We start from the raw sequence: 18,616 nt of genomic DNA, 5'->3' as shown, positions 1-18,616 counted from the left end.
GGAAGTACCCATCCAAGCAAAGGTATCGAATGCCGAAGGAAGAAGTCCTCGAGTTTCCGGGTGTCGTGACGGAACTGCTGCCCAACGCGATGTTCAGGGTCAAGCTCGAAAACGAACATGAAATCATCGCCCATACGGCCGGCCGCATGCGCAAGAACCGCATCCGCGTTTTGACCGGCGACAAGGTCCTGGTCGAGATGACGCCCTACGACCTGACCAAGGGCCGCATCACCTACCGCTTCAAGTAAGTTCAAGGACCCAGGCCGGGATCGCGATGGGCATTTTGCAGAAGCTCGTGCTTGCCTCGGGTTCGCCACGCCGGATCGAGCTGCTGCAGCAGGCCGGCATCGAGCCGGACCGTGTGCTGCCGGCTGATGTCGACGAGAGGCCGCTGCGCGCCGAACACCCGCGCTCGCTGGCCAAGCGCCTGGCGACGCAGAAGGCCGAGAAAGCGCTGGCCTCGCTGAAAACCGAGACGGACTACGCGCCGAGCTTCGTGCTGGCGGCCGACACGGTGGTTGCCGTCGGGCGACGCATCCTGCCCAAGGCCGAGACGCTCGACGACGCCGCCAACTGCCTTGGGCTTTTGTCCGGCCGTTCGCACCGCGTCTATTCCGGCATCTGCCTGATCACACCTGGCGGCAAGCAGCGCTTGCGGCTGGTCGAGACCAGGGTGCGCTTCAAGCGGCTGCCGCGCGAGGAGATCGAGGCCTACATCGCATCCGGAGAATGGCGCGGCAAGGCCGGCGGCTATGGCGTCCAGGGGCTTGCCGGCGCCTTCGTCGTCAAGCTTGTCGGCTCCTACACCAACGTCGTCGGCCTGCCACTCTACGAGACGGTAGCGCTTTTGAGCGGCGAAGGGTTTAAGGTGCACGCCAACTGGCTGTCGGGTGCGCGGATATGAGCCCGGACGACAAGGTCACGCCGTTGCGGCCCAAGCGGCCCTGCCCCGAATGCGGCAAGCCATCGGCGCGCGAAACCTACCCGTTCTGCTCGACGCGCTGCAAGGACATCGACCTCAACCGCTGGCTGAAGGGGGTCTACGTCATCCCGGGCCGCGACGACGAGGATCAGAACGACGACCAGAAATAGCACCGTCCACCTGCGGTTTTCCACAGGCTTGGGACGGTTTCGCAGCCGCGATCGTGACCGATGATCGGCCTTGCGGACTGCCTGTCGTTTCCCGCCTGCGATCAATGTCCAGAACCTGTTCCATCCGGGCACTGTCGGACGGAACAGGTTCTGGCGTTTTGTCTGAGCATGATCTTTTCCGAAAACCGGATTCCACTTTTCGGGATCATGCTCTAAGCGCTGGACAGGCCGGATTCCCGTGCTATAACCCACGCGCTTTCAAGGGGTGCCGACGGCGCTTTCATGAACCCGGTGTGCAGATTGCCGCCTACCGGAGCAGGCCCAGATAGCTCAGTTGGTAGAGCAGCGGACTGAAAATCCGCGTGTCGGTGGTTCGAATCCGCCTCTGGGCACCATTTTTTCCCTGTACGGCTCGGAGACATGGGTAACAGTTTGTACCTAAGACATGGGTGACAACCTCGCGCCGATCGGATTGTCGATGGCGTGCAAGAATTATCGGGACCATGGCGCCAGCGGCTCCTGCTCGGCCAAATGTCAATGGAGAGCATCTTCGGCATCTTGCATCCCGCTCTGGCCATAACCGCTCTACAGACCGAGGGCGCAGCCGTCCTTGCGCGGTTCAGAACCGCCCAGCAGGGTCCCGTTTGCCCAATCGATGCGAATGGCCTGCGCACCGCCGATCGGGTCCGTGGCGGGAATGATTTCGAAACCGCGTCGGCTAAGTTCAGCTACGGTTTCGCCAGCGAGCCCGTGTTCGGCCTGGACGTTCATGGTGCCGCTGACGGGGGCGACCCGCGGCAGATCAATCGCCTCCTGCAGATCCATCCCGAAATCGAGCACCTTCGTCAGCAGGTGCGCGTGGCCCATTGCCTGGTAGTAGCCGCCCATAACGCCGAAAGGCATTTCTGCCCGGCCGTCTCTCGCAAGCATCCCGGGTATGATAGTATGCAAAGGTCGCTTGTTCGGCGCCACTGCATTGGGGTGCCTGGGGTCAAGCGAAAAGCTTTGCCCGCGATTGTGCAAGACGACACCGGAGCGTGGCGAGACCAGACCCGAGCCAAAGCTGTCGAAGACCGAGTTGATGAAACTGACCGCATTGCGGTCCTTATCGACAACGGAAATATAGACCGTGTCGCTGTGCAGCGGCATATCGAACGCCGGCAGGTCCGCGCGGGCGCGCTTTAGGTCAATCATGCCGGCCAGACGATCGGCCCAGGCATTCGACAACATGTCGGCCACCGGGACCTCGGAAGTGTCGGGATCGGCGACGAGCAGGTCACGCGCGGCGTAAGCGAGGCGTGTTGCTTCGATTTCCAGGTGAAGCCGGTCCGCGGATTGCGGGTCGCCGTGCGCTTCGAAGCGCGAGAGGATGTTTAGAATGAGCAGCGCGATCACACCCTGGCCATTCGGCGGACATTCGAACACATCGCAGCCTCGGAACGCCGTGCTGATCGGGGTCACGTATTCGCCTGTTGCCGAGGCGAAATCTTCGAGTGTGTGCAATCCGCCGAGCCCACGAAGATAGGCGACCATGTCGTCGGCCACAGGGCCAGTGTAGAAGGCCTCTCGTCCCTTCTTGGCGATCAGCCGCAGCGTTGCAGCCAACTCAGGCTGGCGATGCACTTCGCCAACACGTGGCGCGCGGCCGTTTGGCAGGAAAATCCGTTTCGCGGCTACATCGGAGGCCAGAAGTTCTTCTTCCAACGCCCAGTCACGATGGACCCGCGGTGAAATGGCGTAGCCTTCCTCGGCGAAACGTATAGCGGGGGCCAGGATTTGATCGAAGGGCATATGTCCATGATCAGCGTGCAATCTGGTCCAGGCATCGATGGCTCCCGGGATGGTGACGGAGCCGGGAGAATTGCGGGCCACCTCGGCCATGCCACGTTCGAGGAACCAGTCAATTGTCAGGGCGGCGGGTGTCCTGCCCGATCCGTTGTAGGCGATGACCTCGCCGGATCCGTTTCGCGACAGAAGAGCGAAGCAGTCGCCTCCAATGCCGGTCGAGGCTGGCTCGACGACACATTGCACCGCGCAGGCTGCGATGGCGGCATCCATGGCGTTGCCGCCGGCCGCCATGATCTCGACCGCCGTCAGGGTCGCCGACGGATGAGAGGTGGCGGCCATGGCCTCGCGTGAAACGACGACCGAGCGCGTTGGTTTCTCAAAATTTCGCATGCTATGCCCTTCTGATCGTGCTCAAGAGGCGGCGTCGCTCATCGTCGAGGGGCGGTGCCGCAGATGCCGCGACATCCAGTATTCGAGTGCCGCCAAGGCACGGATGATCGCGAAGTTCAAAGCGAGATAAATGGCGCCCGCGCAAATGAAGACTTCAAAGGCGCGGTAGGTCTGGGAGATCAATCCCTGGGCAATTCCAGTCACCTCCATCAAGGTCACGATGGAAGCCAGAGACGTGCCCTTGATCATCAGGATGATTTCATTGCCGTAACTCGGCAGCGCCTGGCGAAAGGCCAGCGGCAGGATAACGTGCCGATAGGTCAAACAGGTGGACAGGCCGACAGACCGCGCCGCCTCGACAAGGCCGCGTGGCACCGATTGAATCGCGCCGCGGAGGATTTCGCTGCCATAGGCGGTGGTGTTGAGGGTCAGCGCGATGATTGCGCACCAGTAGGGTTCGCGGAAAACGGCCCATAATCCAATTGCCGACAGTTGGTGCCGGAACTGACCAAGGCCATAATAGGTCAGAAAAATCTGCACCAGCAGAGGCGTGCCCCTAAACACGGCAACGAAGCCACGGATCGGCAAGACGACGAAGGGCGATTCCGATTGCTGGGCAAGCGCCAATGTGACGGCAAGAATGAAGCCGGCAACGATGGAAGTCAGGGCCAGTTCCATCGTGAGCGGCAGGCCGGCGAGTAGCTTCGGCAGGATCTCAAGGAAAAAACTGAAATCTATCATGCCGACCGGACGCGTCACGGCGCCTTCCGTTCCAGACGGTAAAAGGCGTGGCCCGTGACGGAAGCGATAGCCAGATAGAGCAAGGCTGCAGCAATGTAGAAGATGAACGGTTCACGGGTCGAACCTGCAGCGATCTGCGCCTGGCGCATCAGTTCAACGAGGCCGATTACCGATATCAGCGAGGAGTCCTTCAGAACCAACTGCCACACATTGCCGAGACCTGGCAGCGCGTATCTCAGGAGCTGGGGAAAAATAACCTGTCGCAGCCGCTGCAGCCGGTTGAGACCAAGCGCGCAAGCGGCATCGTGCTGTCCCTGGTCGATGGCGACGTAAGCCCCTCGATAGACCTCGGCTTGATAGGCGCCCGAGATGATCGCGATAGCCAAGGTTCCCGTGGCAAAGGCCGGAACGCCGACGAATCCGGACCCGCCCAGGCTATGACCAAGCGAGGTCAGGGCGACGCTACCTCCATAGTAAAGCAGATAAATGGTCAGAAGGTCGGGCACGCCCCTGAAAACCGTGCAATAGCCAAGGGCCAAGAACCTCAATATTTTGGAGTTGCGGAGACGCCCGGCCGCTGCCAGCCCGCCAAATACAGCGCCAAGCGCAAAGCCCAGCACAGACAGGAGCACTGTGACCGAGGCCGCCATGAGAAGAGCAGCCCCCCAACCTCCGTGCTGGAAACCAAGCAGCCGGAATGCGTCAACCATTGATACCCCCGGCATTTATACCCCCGGCATTGATGCCCCGGCAGGACGAACGGCTCAGCTCCGGAACGTGGTCAGGAATGGCCGTTCGCCGGCAAGCGCTTACTTGACTGGAGTAACGTCGCTCTTGAGCCATTTAAGCGACAGGGTTTTGATCGTGCCGTCGGCGGTCGCGGCGTCGATGGCGCCGTTGAGCATGTCTTTCAGCTTGGTGTCCTCTTTGCGGATGCCGGCCCCGGAGCCAAGACCGAAGAGACCCCCGACAAATCCTGGTCCTGCAAGCGTATAGTCGCTGAACTCCGGCTTGCTCAGCGTGGCGGCCAGCGCTGTCTGTTGCGCGAAGAGCGCGTCGATGCGACCCGCGGCAAGATCGAGATCGTGTTGCTCGGTGGTCTTGTATTCGCGAATCTCGGCGACGTCCGAGAAGTATTTTTTCAGGAATTCCAGGTTCGCCGTTGCAGCCTGAACTCCAATGATCTTTCCCTTCAGCAATGGCTTGAGCTTGTCGATTGCCGCCTGCGAAGTGGCTTCATTGTCCAGCTTGAACCGCTCGTTGGAAATGCCGAGCTTGCCCAGTTCGCTATCCTTGGCGACCGCGAAACCTGAGGGGTCAACCGCATATGGCTGGGTAAAATCAATGACCTTCAGACGTTTTTCAGTGATGAACATGCTCGCCATGATCACGTCGAACTTGCCGACGGTCAGCGCGGGGATCATGCCGTCCCAGTCCTGTGCGACGATCTTGCACTCGATCTTCATTCGCCCGCACAGATCATTGGCGAGATCGACTTCGAAGCCGTCCAGCTTGCCGTCGGCTGTGGTGAAATTCCAGGGCGCGTAGGCTCCTTCGGTGGCAATGGTAATTGCCTTTGGTGTTTCTTGTGCAACGGCGGCCTGGACCAGGCCGAACAGGACCGACGCAATGGCTGCGATGCGGCTAATTTTCATGTCATTCTCCTCTTTTTTGCCGGTACGGCAGTTCCCTTTCGTCGTGCCGGATTATCTTTCGGCTTCAACGAGTATTCCCTAGCGGCGGCCGGGACTTGCGAAGTTGGCCAGAAGCGGCGCTGTCTCGACGATATGATCCCGCATGACAATCTCAGCCTTGCCGGCGTCACCTGACCGCAGCACGTCGATCAGGATCTCGTGCTCGGCACGCGCGCTGGCGGGCTTGTCGACATAGTCGAACCAGATGCGCAGGTAGGGTTCGATCACGACGTGCAGGCTGGCAATCTGCCGGACGAGTTTGGGTCGGTTGCTCAGTTGGCAAATCTGCAAATGGAAGGCCTGATGGCGCACGACCCAGTCGCTGCTGCCGGTCTGGCTGGCGCGCTCCATGCGGTCCAGCTGGCGTTCCAGTTCTTCAAGCACTTCGGCATCGATGTGCGGCATGGCAAGCCTCACCGCCAGCCCTTCGAGCACCGAGCGTATTTCAAAGGTTTCGTAGATCTCATCGAGGGTAAGCCCGGCGACGATGCAGCCACGGTTCGGGCGAATGACCACAAGACCTTCCGCGGCCAGTTGGCGGAATGCTTCGCGAACCGGCATGCGGCTCATGCCGATTTCCGTCGCGATCTCTTCCGGGATCAGCCGGTCCCCGGCCCGGTAACGCCCCATCCTCAGGGCCCGCTGAATGTGGCGATAAGCCTCCTCCTCGGCGGTCGTGATGCCCAACGGCTCGATTGCGTCAGCTGCCATGTCCCTGGTCCGATCAGAGCGTATCTGTGTATCCACTTATCCAGTTATCGAAACCTGTGTCAAGCACCGATGCTTGGGCGCTTTAGAATTTCTCTTGTGAGAATAAGCACTTGGCAGGGGAAATCGGGCTAAGCACACCGTGATCGGCTAAGCCGCTGATCGGCCTACTTTTCAACGTCCGGCAAAAGGCCCGCCGCTCCATTTGCGAAGCGGCGAGGCCCCATATTCGGGGACGATTGCCGGGATTTCCCGGCATTGCCTGCAGTGCAATTCAGGTGCCAGATTTGTTGATCCAAAACGGGTCACCGCACCGGAGGCGCCAACGCGGACCTTCCGCGATCACGCTACTGCCGCGCTTTGCCGTTCCTGCTATGTTACTTTGCGGCGGACGTAATTTTTCCGCCTGGCCGGCGCCCCATCAGGCAACTTACCCCAACGCGCCCCCCAGTGGCGCCGGCCAATTTCCCCTTATTGGGGCACGGGCGCGCCGATTCCGTTATGCGCTTTCGAGCTATGGCAATCCGCCGGCGAGCCGCCTTGTCCAGCTTGCAACCATCAGTCCGCACGCGATTCCCGCGCAGTCGGCGACCCAGTCGAATAGATCCGGGTCGCGCCCTATCAGTCGCACGGCCTGAAGCCCCTCGATCGCCGCGCCCGTGAGAACGAGGAGTACGATCAGCTTCGCCTTGCGTTCCGGCCAGCCGAAACTTCCGAGAGCCGCCAGGACGACGAAGGCGGCGGCGTGATTGAGCTTGTCGTGATCAGACGTGAAAGCCAGGCCAAGGCCCCGCAGGACTTGCTCCGGCAAAAGGGCGAACAGCAGAACGCCGGCAAACGCGGCCGTAAAGGCAAACCTTGCCACGATCTGATAAGAATCCAGGCGCGACAAGGATAGAATGGCCTTTCGTCCGAAATCTGCAGGGAGCATCGGCCGCTGAATCGAGAGCGAGTGCTGCGTCCAATTTCCGCCGTCGGGGCGTCCGGTGCATCGTCAGAATGAATGAATGCATCGGGTCAGCCGCTGGGCAGACCGAACTGCTGGGAGGGCTCTGCAATGGTGCGGCTTCCGCGATCACGCAATTACCTGCTGCGCCGGCGCGGCTACAATCTGGCTGCGGCGGACCTGATTTCCGCTTGGCCGGCGCTGCGTCAGGGCACCTTACCCCATGCCACACGAAGCGGCGCCGGCCAGAATTCCATCGATTGCGTGATGACCGACCCGCGTCAAAAAAGCCCGCCGCCCTGTCGGACGACGGGCTCCGTTGCCTGGGCGCCAGGGCGCCGCGGTAGCGACAGATGTTACTAATGCTCCCGCAGGCCTCCAATATGCTGCTGCCGAACGGCGTTGCGCATCGGCTAAACAAACGAAGCCCGCGCCTCTGGCGGAGGGCGCGGGCCGATCGGGTTGCACCCGATCTGCAGCAGAAACCTGGGAGGTTCCCGCTGCTTAAGATAACAATTAGAGATTTCTAATGTTCCGCGCCAGGGGAAGATGCCGCTGCACCAGAAATCTGATGCTCGGCGCGATGATGATCGAGCCGTCAGTTCGTGCGCAAGTCGATCCGGAAAATCCGCTCGTCGAAGTGCCGCGTTTCAACGGCAAAGGTCAAAGCCACTTCAAGGACCAGACCGCCACGGTCGTCCCGGACCTTGACTGCAATCCTGCGATGAGGAAGGCCATCCCTGGCCATCTCGGCCAATGTGCGAAGGGCTTCTTTCCTGACCAGCGGGAGATCGTCATATAACGTTCCCTGATCGTCGGAATAGACAATTCCGTCTTCATCGGAATCGAAGAAGTAGCGGGGCATTGCGCTTGGCCGAAGCGGCGGCATCCGGGCACGTTGTCGATAGCTGGCCGGATCTCGGCCGATCGCGATCAGTGCCTTTCCACCGTTGGCTTCGCCGCCAGCTCACTTGCGCTCGCGCAATGCCTTCACCGCCTGCGAGAGGATCATCCGGTCGCCGCCGGTCCTTTTGATCAGCTTGCTCACCTGGCTGGGCGAAACACCATTTTCCCGCGCGAAATATTCGACCTCATAATATTCATCCGCCGAAACGCGATTGCGGTCGCTGAAGTCTCGCTTGCTCTTGTTATCGGCCATTTCCGCTCTCCTCGCCCCTTCTCTTCGCTTCAGGGGGTCAACTTTGGTGCACGCAGCAATCTGAGGGTTCGCCCGCCACAAAGTGACGCGCGAACCCTTATCGGCGCAGGAAGGGACAGTGCTGCGCAGATGCCGGGTTCGATCGGAATGGAAACAGCCAGGACCGGTGCGAGCAACCGTCGACCTTTTCCATGGAATCCTCCCGGAACGTGCAGCCAGCAACGGCCACGCGCCGCCACGGTTCCGGGTCACGCGGCAAACCCACCCTTTGCGCGCAAGGATCAGACTTAGGTCCTGCGGCAACACGTCGGTTGGTCCCTGCCGGGCGGGACCGAAGCCCCGTCGACGGAACGTTTTCAGCTGCCTTCCGTTCGAGTGAGCCTTGGCGTGAAGAGCGGACCGAGTTCGCAAAGGAGACGACCATGAGAATGCATCTTTCCACCGCGGTGGCGGGATTTTTGCTGCTGGCAGGCATCGGCGCCGCTGCGGCGCAAGACGTTGTCATCGAACCGCAGCAGGAAACGGTCATCAAGGAGTATGTGAAGAAGCAGCCGCTGGCCTCGGTGAAAATCCCTGGGGTGGAGCTCAATATCGGCTCGACGCTCCCCGATACCGTCGAGCTTCATGAAGTCCCCAACGTCAAATACCGCTATGTCGTCGTCGACAACCGCACCGTCGTCGTCGACCCAGGCACGCGCAAGATCGTCAAGATCATCGAGTGACGTGAAAGCTCGGGCAGTCGTCGCCCGCCGCGCGTAAATGTGCGGCGGGCGACGTATGCGTTAGGCGGTTCCTCGGCGTCGTCGCTCAGCAGGAACCCGCCGCACCGTCGAGGGCCGGGGGGCCTCACAGGCAGTTTCAATGCGAACAATCAGCAGACTTTTTGATTCCCATGACCAGGCGGCGCGAGCCGTCGAAGCACTTCAGGCGGCAGGAATTGCGCGCCACCAGATCAGTATCATCGGACCCTACGACGACGAAATCGGCGCCGTCTTGCGCGGTCCAGGCACCGGTGCCGCCCTTGGCGCGGCGGGTTTGTTGGCCGGCCTCGGCGCCTTCGATATCCCCGGCATCGATCCCCTCGGCGCGGGATGGCTGGCATCGGCCCTCGTCGGTGCAGCCTTGGGCTGCGTTGCCGGCAGACTTTTCGGCGCATTGTCCGATATCGGCAAGCAGCTAGGCAAGCCAGATGCCGCACAAGGTGTGATCCTGGTGCTGGCGCATGTCGATGAAAGGCAGGCAGACAGCGCACAGGCGGTGCTTGGGGCTTCCGTTCAGGCAACGCAGTCCTTGGCCAGGGCGGCATGAAGGTTCAGCTCGGGCAAGGCGCTTGACCAGGCCGCGCAGCGGGGCGGCGATCCAAGCGCGAATTCAAAAATCTCTGGCAAGCCGCCGCCAGAAAGTGTTGAACACCGTGCCGATCACATTCGGCGAGCGGTTGCGCTCGGCGAGGCTTGATGATTTGCTGTCGGTTTGCGGAGAACGAATAATGCATGAGCCTGTCGGTCAAGACGAATATGGGTCGACCAGCCCGTTCGATCCGGACGATCTGTCAAGGTTGAACGCAATCGGCCCGAGCGCCGGCAGCAACGATTTCGAGAAATACGCGGTCGCCGTGATCATCGTGTTCGGCGCCCTGATCATCGGTGGCCTGATGGCTGCCGGCTTGAGCTTCGGGCGCCGCAGCACCTTCTTTTTCGCGCTTGGTGGCGCCACCGCGGCATGGATATCCGGCAATGCGCTTCTGCTCGACCGGCCACGCATCTACGCCCTGTTCGTCGGCATCGCGGCGCTGATGCTGATAGCGTCCACGATCGCGCTGGTCACCTGATTCAGAGCGAAATCTTATTGTTGACCATGATCTTATCCGAAAAACCGATTCCCACTTTTGGGGTCTAATACCCGATAGCCTTGCCGGCTGCGGCGCGGCTGTCGATGGCGCCATTGTAGCGGGCGCCGCCACCCTTCTCGATTTCCGCCAGGCTCTTGCCGCCGACCAGGATGCCGGCCGCCTGGCCCCAGGTCGTGTCGGCAAGATCGAGGCGGTAGCCCATGCCGGTAAGCAGCTTTTCGGTATCGGGCGACAGGCCGAAAGGTTCGATATAGACCGTGTCGGGCAACCATTGGTGATGGATGCGCGGTGCGTCGATGGCCTGCTGGATGTTCATACCGTGGTCGACGACGTTGACGATCGCCTCCAGCGTGATGGTGATGATGCGTGAACCGCCGGGGCTGCCGATGACCATGAACGGCTTGCCGTCTTTGGCGAGGATGGTCGGGCTCATCGACGACAGCGGCGTCTTTTTCGGCGCAATCGCATTCGCCTCGCCCTGGACGAGGCCATAGAGATTGGGCACGCCGGGTTTCTGGGTGAAATCGTCCATCTCGTTGTTGAGCAGGATGCCGGTGCCGGCGGCGACAACGCCGGCGCCGAAAGAGCCGTTCAGCGTGTAGGTTACCGCGACGGCATTGCCATCATTGTCGATGATCGAAAAATGCGTCGTCTCTTTGCTCTCGCCAAAACCCTTCGGCATCAATTCCTGCGAGACGCCGGCCCGGAACGGATCGATCTTTTCACGAATTTCCCTGGCGTAATTCTTGTCGAGCAGTTTTGCGACCGGATTGTCGATGAAGCCGGGATCGCCGAGCGCCGAATTGCGGTCGACATAGGCGTGGCGCATCGCCTCGACCATGACGTGAACCGTCTCGGCCGAACCGGCGCCGAGATAGGACAACGGATAGAACTCAAGCACGTTGAGGATCTCGCAGATGATGACGCCGCCGGAGCTCGGCGGCGGCGAGGAAATGATCTCGTAGCCGCGATAATTGCAGGTCACCGGCTTGAGCTCGCGCACCGCATAGCTTTCGAAATCAGCCCTGGCCAGAATGCCGCCCTTCTCGCCACTCGCCTTGACGATGGCGTCGGCGGTCGCGCCTTTGTAGAAGGCATCCGCCCCGCGGTCGGAAATGGCGGCCAGCGAAGCCGCGAGATCGGGCTGAACAAGCCGCTCGCCGACAGCATAGGGCTTGCCGTCCGGCTTGAGGAAAATGGCCGCCGCCGCTGGGTCCCTTGCCAACCGCTCGGCGCCGCCCTGGAGCGAGGCCGCATCGCCCTGCTCCAGCACGAAGCCTTCCGTGGCAAAGCGGATGGCCGGCGCCAGCAAGCCCTGCCGCGACAGCGTGCCGTATTTCTCCCGCGCCATCTCGAAACCAGCGACCGAGCCCGGCACGCCGACCGCCAGATAGCCGTCGAGACTGGCGCCTTTTACCGGCTTGCCGTCCTTGTCGAGATACATGGTTTTGGTCGCGGCCAGCGGCGCGCGCTCGCGAAAATCGAGGAAGGTCGAGCGGCCGTCCTTGAAGCGGATGGTCATGAAGCCGCCACCGCCGATATTGCCGGCGGTCGGATAGACCACGGCCAGCGCATAGCCGACGGCGACCGCGGCATCGACCGCGTTGCCGCCCTGCTTCAGCACCTCGACGCCGACCTCAGACGCAAGATGCTGGGCGGTCACCACCATGCCGTGCTCGCCCTTCGCCGGCTGCGGCGAGGCGGCAAGGGCAAGGAACGGGATAAAGGCCAAGGTGAGGGAGAGGCTGACGGCGATCAGCGTCCGGCGGAAATTGTGCATGGCCGTTCTCCGAGGCTTGGGGTGGGCCTAGGAAAGCGGTTTGGGGAGGTCGAGTCTACTGCGAAGATCGAAAGAATCGGGAGGGTTCGCACGCCTGTGCCGGTTCGCCTCGCAACCGCCGTTGCAATCTTCGGCGACTGCAACGGCATGGATCCTAGGGTCTCCGCTGCGTCGCGGAGACCCTAGGATCCATGCCGTTACTTCTGAGCGCCGCAGCGTTGGAAACAAGGCCACGCTTCATCGCGGCTCCCAGAATTTTCACGTTACAGCAATTTTGTTCTTGCTTTGTGCCGGCAGCTATGCTACTAATCTGCGTGTGGTGCTAATTGGCTCCAACGACCCGCCCTCCCGAGGCGGGTTTTCATTTTCACCCTCAACATCAAACAATCCCGCCGCCGACGCTCGCCACCGCCGGCCGTTCGGCTGCGACCTTCGCCCGGTAGCCGGCGGCGCGGTAGGCGGCGACCGGATCGATGGCGCCGCCGGTCTTCAGCCGCGCCATGGCAAGGATAGGCCGCAGCCACTGAGCATGGTACAGGCGCAAGCATGGCTGATCCGAAGCAGAATTCGACGTGACCGACGAGCAGTTGGTTTTGGTAGCGATCCCATCGCTTGTGGCGGTTCTGCTCAATCGCGAACAGCAAAAGGGCTCGCCTTTGACTGAGGACGAAGTCGTGGCGATCAGGGACAGCGCCGCATGCATGGCGATGCCATACGACGTCGCCGCGCAGGTGGCGAAGAAGCGCGGCTATGATGACATCAGGCTTGAGAATGCTTGGGAAGACTGGAATGCGATCCGCCCAAGCCTGGGCTTATAAACGCAACAATCGCGATTGATTCGCACCGACGACCCGCCTTAGGCGGGTTTTCGTTTTTCAGCCAATATCAAACAATCCCACCGCCGACGCTCGCCACCGCCGGCCGTTCGGCTGCGACCTTCGCCCGGTAGCCCGCGGCGCGGTAGGCGGCGACCGGATCGATGGCGCCGCCGGTCTTCAGCCGCGCCATGGCAAGGATAGGCTCGACGTCGGTGCGATAGGCTGTCTTCAGCGTCTGCGTCGCCATCAGCGCGTCATTGGCGTCCTGGAAGCCTTCGAGCGCCTTGCGGTCGACCAGCAGCGCCTGGGCATAGGCGCGCTGCACCTCGACCGCCGACAACATCAGGCTTTCTATCGGATCGGTGACGTTATGGCTCTGGTCGAGCATGTGGGCCGGATCGAAACCTTCGGCACCGGCAAGCTCGGCATCGACCAGTTCATTGAAGACGAGGAACAGCCGGTAGGGATCGATCGAGCCGGCGTCGAGATCGTCGTCGCCATATTTCGAATCGTTGAAATGGAAGCCGCCAAGTTTCTTGAACTGGATCAGTCGCGACACGATCATCTCGATGTTGACGTTGGGGGCGTGATGGCCAAGGTCGACCAGACAGAACGCCTTGTCGCCAAGCTCGTTGGCGATGATGTAGTTGGTGCCCCAATCCTGCACGACGGTCGAATAGAAGGCCGGCTCGTACATCTTGTGCTCGGTGAACAGTTTCCAGCCGTCCGGCAGTCCGGCATAGATCTCCTTCATCGCGTCGAGATAGCGCTCGAATGCCTTGGCGAAATTGACCTGGCCGGGAAAGTTCGAGCCGTCACCGATCCATACCGTCAGCGCTTTGGAGCCCAGCGTCCTGCCGATCTCGATGCATTCGAGGTTGTGCTCGACCGCCTGCCGGCGTGTCGCTGCATCGGCATGCGACAGCGAGCCGAATTTATAGGAAAGTTTTTGGTCCCTGGCGTCGGAGAAGGTGTTGGAGTTGATGGCGTCGAAGCCGAGGCCGAAGCGGGATGCCGCCTGCTTCAGCCGGTTCGGATCGGCCTTGTCCCAGGGAATATGCAGCGAGACGGTCGGCGTCGCCTGCGTCAATTGCCGGATGACGGCGCAGTCCTCGATCTTGTCGAAAATGTCACGCGGCTCTCCGGCGCCGGGAAAGCGGGCAAAGCGGGTGCCGCCGGTGCCGACGCCCCAGGACGGGATGGCGACGGCGAATTTCTCGACCTTGTCGCGGATGGCATCGATGGCGATGCCGCGGCGGTCGAGGCGCTCGCCGAGGGACTCGTAGTCGCGCTTGAGATTGGCGTTGCGCGCGGCATTATCTTTCTCGACAACATCGGCGGAGATGATGGTTTCGGACACTAAAGTTTCCTCCCAAATGCGTTCGGTTGGCGCTGCCCCTCATCCGCCTGCCGGCACCTTCTCCCCGTATGGTAACGGGGAGAAGGGTAAAGCTCCGGCGTCGGCGCCAACCCTCAAACGACTGCTTATCGCGTAAAGCTCTGTGCGTTGCCGGCGTCGACGTTGATGATGTTGCCGGTCGATTTGGCCGACATATCGGAGGCGAAGAAATAGATCGCCTCGGCGATGTCTTCGGGGAACACCGACCGCTTCAGCATCGAACGCGAGCGGTAGTGCTCCTCGAGATCGTCGGTCGACATCTTGTAGGCGGCGGCGCGCTGTTCCTTCCATTCGCCGCTCCAGATCTTCGAGCCGCGCAGCACGGCGTCGGGGTTGACGACATTGACCCTGATCTGCGCTTCCGCGCCTTCCAGCGCCAGGCAGCGTGCCAGATGGATTTCGGCGGCCTTGGCAGTGCAATAGGCGGCGGCGTTTGGCGATGCGGCAAGCCCATTCTTGGAGGCGACGAAGACGACGTTGCCGCCGATCTTCTGCGCCCGAAACAGCCGGAACGCCTCCCGCGAAACCAGGAAATAGCCGGTCGACAGGATGTCCATGTTCTTGTTCCACAGCGTCAGCGTGGTGTCCTCGATCGGCGCCGAGGAGGCCAGGCCGGCATTGGAGACCAGAATATCGATGCCGCCGAATTCGACCGCCGTTTCGGCAAAGCCGGAGATCACCTGATCCTCGGACGTGACGTTGATGACTACGGGCCGCACGAAATCCTTGCCATAGGCCTTGGCAAGCTCGTCATTGGCGCCGGCAAGGGCTGCTTCGTCGATATCGGCCAGCACGACGCACGCGCCCTCGCGCAGCAGCCGGTTGGCGGTGGCCCGGCCAATGCCGCCGGCGCCGCCGGTGACCAGCGCAATCTGGCCGGCAAGAGCCTTTGGTTTCGGCAGGCGCTGCAGCTTTGCCTCTTCGAGCAGCCAGTATTCGATGTCGAAGGCTTCCTGGTCGGGCAGGCCGACATAGGTCGAGACCGTCGAGGCACCGCGCATGACGTTGATGGCGTTGACGTAGAACTCGCCCGATATGCGCGCCGTCGCCTTGTCGCCGGCGAAGGTGAACATGCCAACGCCGGGCATCAGATAGACGACGGCGTTCGGATCGCGCACCGGTGGCGAATCCGCGTGCTTGCAGCGGTCATAATAGGCCTGATAGCCGACGCGATACTCCGCCACATCATCGGCAAGACGGGCAATGACGGCATCGACGTCGGGATTTTGGGGGTCGAACTCGATGACCAGCGGCCGGATCTTGGTTCGCAGGAAGTGGTCCGGGCAGGACGTGCCGAGTGCCGCCAGCGGCCGCAAATCCCTGGAATTGACGAATTCGAGCACGGCAGGGGAATCGTCGAAATGGCCGAGCTTGTGGCTGTTCTCCGAGATCAGGCCACGGATCCTCGGCATCAGTTTTGCGGCCGCGGCGCGACGCGCAGGCGCATCGAGGGATTTGACGACTTCGCCGCCGAAAATCGGCTTGCCCTGGCTCTTGCGCTCGAACCAGTCGATCGCCTGGTTGATCACCGAGATCGTCGTCTCGTAGCATTCCTTCGGCGTGTCGCCCCAGCTGAACAGGCCATGACTGGCCAGTACGACACCCTTGGCTTCGGGGTTTTCGCGGCAGAATTTCTCCAGCCACAGGCCGAGCTCGAAGCCCGGACGTTTCCATGGCAGCCAGCCGATCGTGTCGCCGAAGATCTCCTTGGTCAGCGCCTGCGAATCCTTGGCGGCGGCAATGGCGATGATGGCATCGGGATGCATATGGTCGACATAAGGCTTCGGCACGAAGGCATGCAGCGGCGTGTCGATGGAAGCCGCGCGCGGGTTGAGGTTGAAGGTGCAATGGGGCAGATAGCCGACCATCTCGTCTTCATGTTCGAGGCCGCGATAGAGACCTTTCAGCGCGCGCAATTTGTCCATGTAGAGCGTGGCGAAGCCGTCGAGCTTGATCGAGGCGCTGTCGCCGCCCGAGCCCTTGACCCACAGCACTTCCACGCTCTCGCCGGTGAGCGGATCGTTTTGCCAGATCTTGGAGGAGGTGTTGCCGCCGCCATAATTGGTGACGCGCTTGTCGGAGCCAAGAACATTCGAGCGATAGACCAGACGTTCGGGCTCGCTCATTGCTTGCGCTTTTGCGTCATCCCAAAGATTGGCGAGGCGCGTGCCGGAGCGCTTGTCGAGCATAGGTATTCTCCCTTTGGGACACGCAAACGGCGCGGGTCCCTTTTGTACGAATTTCTACCCAAGCGGCGGCCTTGTCAATCACAAACGATCAATATCAGTCATATTGCATTGCACAATGAAATTATCTGATCGGAAATGATTGACACTGCGCGCTTTGGGTGACTAGATGCTCCGGCAGGGAGGAACCATGCACGAGAAAGAGCGCCACAGGATCATTCTGTCCGCCGTCCAGGAAAAGCCTGTGGTGACGGTGCAGGAGATGGTCGACCTGACGGAGTCGTCGGAGGCGACGATCCGGCGCGACATCGCGGCATTGCATGTGCAAAAACGGCTGCGCCGGGTGCGCGGCGGCGCCGAGGCGCTTTCGCCGCCGCAGTTCATCGGCCTGGCCGGCCGGCCCTTTTCCGTCAACGAGACCATCAACGCTTCGCAGAAGCGGGCAATCGCGCGGGAAGCCGTCGAACTGTGCAAGGACGGCGAGCCGATCATCATCAATGGCGGCACCACCACCTTCCAGATGGTGCATTTCCTGACCGGCCGCCGCATGCCGATCTTCACCAATTCCTTCCCGATCGCGGAGCACTTGCTCAGGCACTCCAAGAACACGGTGATGCTGTCGGGCGGCACCATCTACCGCGAGCAGAACATCATCCTGTCGCCGTTCGACAATGACGTGACGCGCAATTTCTACGCGCGCCGCATGTTCATGGGCGCGCAAGGGCTGGGGCCGCTCGGTCTTATGGAAGGCGACCCGCTGCTGATCCAGGCCGAGCAGAAACTGATCGACCAGGCAGACGAATTGGTGGTGCTGGTCGATTCCTCGAAGTTCCGCAAACGCTCGAGCCTGATCCTGTGCGGCCTGTCGCGCATCGCCACGGTGATCACCGACGACGCCATCGAGGATCGCGAAGCCAAGATGCTGGAGACCGCCGGCGTGACGCTGATCATCGCCCGCACAACGGCAACCAACAAGGAAGAATCTTCGCTGCAGGCCTGAGAACCACTCGCGCCCGCAGCGGCGATGGAATGCAACGCTCAAGGGAGGATATTCGATGAGCTTTCTGAAGAAACTGATGGTTACGGCGGCGTTCTCCGCCGCCATGTTCGTGAATGCCGCCTACGCCGAAAACGTCAAGATCGCGCTGGTGGTGAAGTCGCTCGGCAACGGCTTCTTCGACGCCGCCAACAAGGGCGCCGAAGAGGCGGCCAAGGAGCTCGGCGATGTCGACATCATCTACACCGGCCCGACCAAGGCGACCGCCGAAGCGCAGATCGAAGTGGTCAATTCGCTGATCGCCCAGAAGGTCAATGCCATCGCCATTTCGGCGAACGACGCCGACGCGCTGGTGCCAGTGCTGAAGAAGGCGATGCAGCGCGGCATTACCGTCATCTCGTGGGATTCAGGCGTCGCGCCGGAAGGACGCCAGCTTCACCTCAACCCCTCCGATACCAACCTGATCGGCGAGACCATCATCAAGCTGGCCGCCGACTACCTGCCGGAAGGCGGCGATGTCGCCATCCTGTCGGCTTCTTCGACCGCGACCAACCAGAATGCCTGGATCGACGCGGCCAAGAAGGTGCTGCCGGAGAAGTTCCCCAAGATCAAGCTCGTCGCCACCGTCTATGGCGACGACGACTCGGCCAAGAGCACGGACGAAGCCAAGGGCCTGCTGAAGTCCTATCCGAACCTCAAGGCGATCATCGCACCGACCACGGTCGGCGTCGTTGCCGCCGCGCAGGTGGTGACCGATGAAGGCCTGATCGGCAAGGTCAACGTCACCGGCCTGGCGCTGCCGTCGGAGTTCAAAAAGTTCATCGACAATGGCGCCAGCCAGGCGGTTGCGCTGTGGAACCCGATCGACCTCGGCTACTCCGCCGTCTACCTCGCCCACGATCTGGCGGTGAAGAAGGAAGAGGCCAAGCCCGGTGCTACGCTGTCGATCGGCCGCGTCGGCAAGGTCACGCTCGACGACACCAACTCGGCTGCGATGGCTCCGCCCTTCCAGTTCGACAAGTCGAACATCGAAAAGTTCTCCAAGATCTATTGATCCTGGGACCTT

The 18,616-nt window shown here is 61.5% G+C and carries 20 protein-coding genes, 1 tRNA gene and 1 pseudogene; 10 read left to right on the top strand and 12 right to left on the bottom strand.

What is annotated here, in order from left to right; genetic code table 11:
• Nucleotides 1–29 precede the first annotated feature (29 nt).
• The 4 genes from infA to NKI39_RS02235 all read left to right on the top strand — a co-directional run bounded on the left by infA (nt 30) and on the right by NKI39_RS02235 (nt 1,487).
• Nucleotides 30–248 (top strand): translation initiation factor IF-1, encoded by a 219-nt coding sequence (gene infA, locus NKI39_RS02250; protein WP_006200926.1) that lies wholly within the window; start codon nt 30–32, stop codon nt 246–248.
• 26 nt (nt 249–274) lie between these two features.
• Nucleotides 275–904, top strand: a complete 630-nt coding sequence (locus NKI39_RS02245) for a Maf-like protein (RefSeq protein ID WP_352830515.1) — start codon at nt 275–277, stop codon at nt 902–904.
• The gene (gene yacG, locus NKI39_RS02240) at nt 901–1,092 is read left to right on the top strand and encodes a DNA gyrase inhibitor YacG (RefSeq protein ID WP_352470149.1); all 192 of its coding nucleotides are present in this window, start codon (nt 901–903) and stop codon (nt 1,090–1,092) included. Before NKI39_RS02245 ends, yacG begins: the two co-directional genes overlap by 4 nt.
• 319 nt (nt 1,093–1,411) lie before the next feature.
• Nucleotides 1,412–1,487 (top strand) — tRNA-Phe (locus tag NKI39_RS02235).
• 190 nt (nt 1,488–1,677) lie between these two features.
• On the opposite strand, the gene ggt (NKI39_RS02230) is transcribed toward NKI39_RS02235, so the two are convergent.
• The 8 genes from ggt (NKI39_RS02230) to NKI39_RS02195 form a co-directional block, all read right to left on the bottom strand.
• Nucleotides 1,678–3,270, bottom strand: coding sequence for a gamma-glutamyltransferase (gene ggt / locus NKI39_RS02230; protein WP_352501729.1), 1,593 nt, complete (start codon nt 3,268–3,270; stop codon nt 1,678–1,680).
• A gap of 21 nt (nt 3,271–3,291) precedes the next feature.
• Nucleotides 3,292–4,011 carry an ABC transporter permease gene (locus NKI39_RS02225; protein WP_352501748.1) on the bottom strand — a complete coding sequence of 240 codons (720 nt, stop codon included), beginning with the start codon at nt 4,009–4,011 and terminating at the stop codon, nt 3,292–3,294.
• 14 nt (nt 4,012–4,025) lie between these two features.
• Nucleotides 4,026–4,721 carry an ABC transporter permease gene (locus NKI39_RS02220; RefSeq protein ID WP_502898530.1) on the bottom strand — a complete coding sequence of 232 codons (696 nt, stop codon included), beginning with the start codon at nt 4,719–4,721 and terminating at the stop codon, nt 4,026–4,028.
• Nucleotides 4,722–4,820: 99 nt separating this feature from the next.
• Nucleotides 4,821–5,666 carry a transporter substrate-binding domain-containing protein gene (locus NKI39_RS02215; protein WP_352470146.1) on the bottom strand — a complete coding sequence of 282 codons (846 nt, stop codon included), beginning with the start codon at nt 5,664–5,666 and terminating at the stop codon, nt 4,821–4,823.
• Between the two features lie 78 nt (nt 5,667–5,744).
• Nucleotides 5,745–6,416, bottom strand: coding sequence for a GntR family transcriptional regulator (locus NKI39_RS02210; protein WP_352470145.1), 672 nt, complete (start codon nt 6,414–6,416; stop codon nt 5,745–5,747).
• Between the two features lie 511 nt (nt 6,417–6,927).
• On the bottom strand, nt 6,928–7,278 hold the full coding sequence (locus tag NKI39_RS02205) for a VanZ family protein (protein WP_352819315.1): 351 nt from the start codon (nt 7,276–7,278) through the stop codon (nt 6,928–6,930).
• A gap of 679 nt (nt 7,279–7,957) precedes the next feature.
• Complete coding sequence (locus tag NKI39_RS02200; RefSeq protein ID WP_352501726.1) at nt 7,958–8,224, bottom strand: DUF6894 family protein; 267 nt, start codon at nt 8,222–8,224, stop codon at nt 7,958–7,960.
• Nucleotides 8,225–8,326: 102 nt separating this feature from the next.
• Complete coding sequence (locus NKI39_RS02195; RefSeq protein ID WP_352501725.1) at nt 8,327–8,518, bottom strand: DUF3606 domain-containing protein; 192 nt, start codon at nt 8,516–8,518, stop codon at nt 8,327–8,329.
• A 422-nt stretch (nt 8,519–8,940) separates the two neighbouring features.
• On the opposite strand from NKI39_RS02195, the gene NKI39_RS02190 reads away from it, so the two are divergent.
• The 3 genes from NKI39_RS02190 (at nt 8,941) to NKI39_RS02180 (ending at nt 10,349) form a co-directional block, all read left to right on the top strand.
• Nucleotides 8,941–9,240: a DUF1236 domain-containing protein gene (locus NKI39_RS02190; protein WP_352488261.1), complete on the top strand. Its 300-nt coding sequence runs from the start codon at nt 8,941–8,943 to the stop codon at nt 9,238–9,240.
• A gap of 139 nt (nt 9,241–9,379) precedes the next feature.
• Complete coding sequence (locus NKI39_RS02185) at nt 9,380–9,826, top strand: hypothetical protein (RefSeq protein ID WP_352470141.1); 447 nt, start codon at nt 9,380–9,382, stop codon at nt 9,824–9,826.
• A 181-nt stretch (nt 9,827–10,007) separates the two neighbouring features.
• Nucleotides 10,008–10,349: a hypothetical protein gene (locus NKI39_RS02180; protein ID WP_292663955.1), complete on the top strand. Its 342-nt coding sequence runs from the start codon at nt 10,008–10,010 to the stop codon at nt 10,347–10,349.
• Between the two features lie 64 nt (nt 10,350–10,413).
• Here NKI39_RS02180 and ggt (NKI39_RS02175) read toward each other — a convergent pair whose 3' ends face one another.
• Nucleotides 10,414–12,150: a gamma-glutamyltransferase gene (gene ggt, locus NKI39_RS02175; RefSeq protein ID WP_352501724.1), complete on the bottom strand. Its 1,737-nt coding sequence runs from the start codon at nt 12,148–12,150 to the stop codon at nt 10,414–10,416.
• Nucleotides 12,151–12,529: 379 nt separating this feature from the next.
• Nucleotides 12,530–12,670 (bottom strand): annotated as a pseudogene (locus NKI39_RS02170) (sugar isomerase); the annotation flags it as partial.
• Nucleotides 12,671–12,722: 52 nt separating this feature from the next.
• Between NKI39_RS02170 and NKI39_RS02165 the strand changes: the two are divergent.
• The gene (locus NKI39_RS02165; RefSeq protein WP_352501723.1) at nt 12,723–12,968 is read left to right on the top strand and encodes a hypothetical protein; all 246 of its coding nucleotides are present in this window, start codon (nt 12,723–12,725) and stop codon (nt 12,966–12,968) included.
• Nucleotides 12,969–13,035: 67 nt separating this feature from the next.
• Here NKI39_RS02165 and rhaI read toward each other — a convergent pair whose 3' ends face one another.
• The gene (gene rhaI, locus NKI39_RS02160) at nt 13,036–14,328 is read right to left on the bottom strand and encodes an L-rhamnose catabolism isomerase (RefSeq protein ID WP_352470137.1); all 1,293 of its coding nucleotides are present in this window, start codon (nt 14,326–14,328) and stop codon (nt 13,036–13,038) included.
• Nucleotides 14,329–14,453: 125 nt separating this feature from the next.
• Nucleotides 14,454–16,556, bottom strand: coding sequence for a bifunctional rhamnulose-1-phosphate aldolase/short-chain dehydrogenase (locus tag NKI39_RS02155; RefSeq protein WP_352501722.1), 2,103 nt, complete (start codon nt 16,554–16,556; stop codon nt 14,454–14,456).
• 187 nt (nt 16,557–16,743) lie between these two features.
• Between NKI39_RS02155 and NKI39_RS02150 the strand changes: the two genes are divergently transcribed.
• Together NKI39_RS02150 and rhaS are read left to right on the top strand one after the other, a co-directional pair.
• Nucleotides 16,744–17,553, top strand: coding sequence for a DeoR/GlpR family DNA-binding transcription regulator (locus tag NKI39_RS02150; protein WP_352488252.1), 810 nt, complete (start codon nt 16,744–16,746; stop codon nt 17,551–17,553).
• A gap of 55 nt (nt 17,554–17,608) precedes the next feature.
• On the top strand, nt 17,609–18,604 hold the full coding sequence (gene rhaS, locus NKI39_RS02145; protein WP_352448664.1) for a rhamnose ABC transporter substrate-binding protein: 996 nt from the start codon (nt 17,609–17,611) through the stop codon (nt 18,602–18,604).
• Nucleotides 18,605–18,616: the final 12 nt, after the last annotated feature.

Origin of the sequence: Mesorhizobium sp. M0664 (assembly GCF_040320565.1) — a bacterium.
GTDB lineage: Bacteria > Pseudomonadota > Alphaproteobacteria > Rhizobiales > Rhizobiaceae > Mesorhizobium.
Note: the sequence above shows the minus strand (reverse complement) of the source record. Positions and strands in the feature narration are given on the sequence as shown.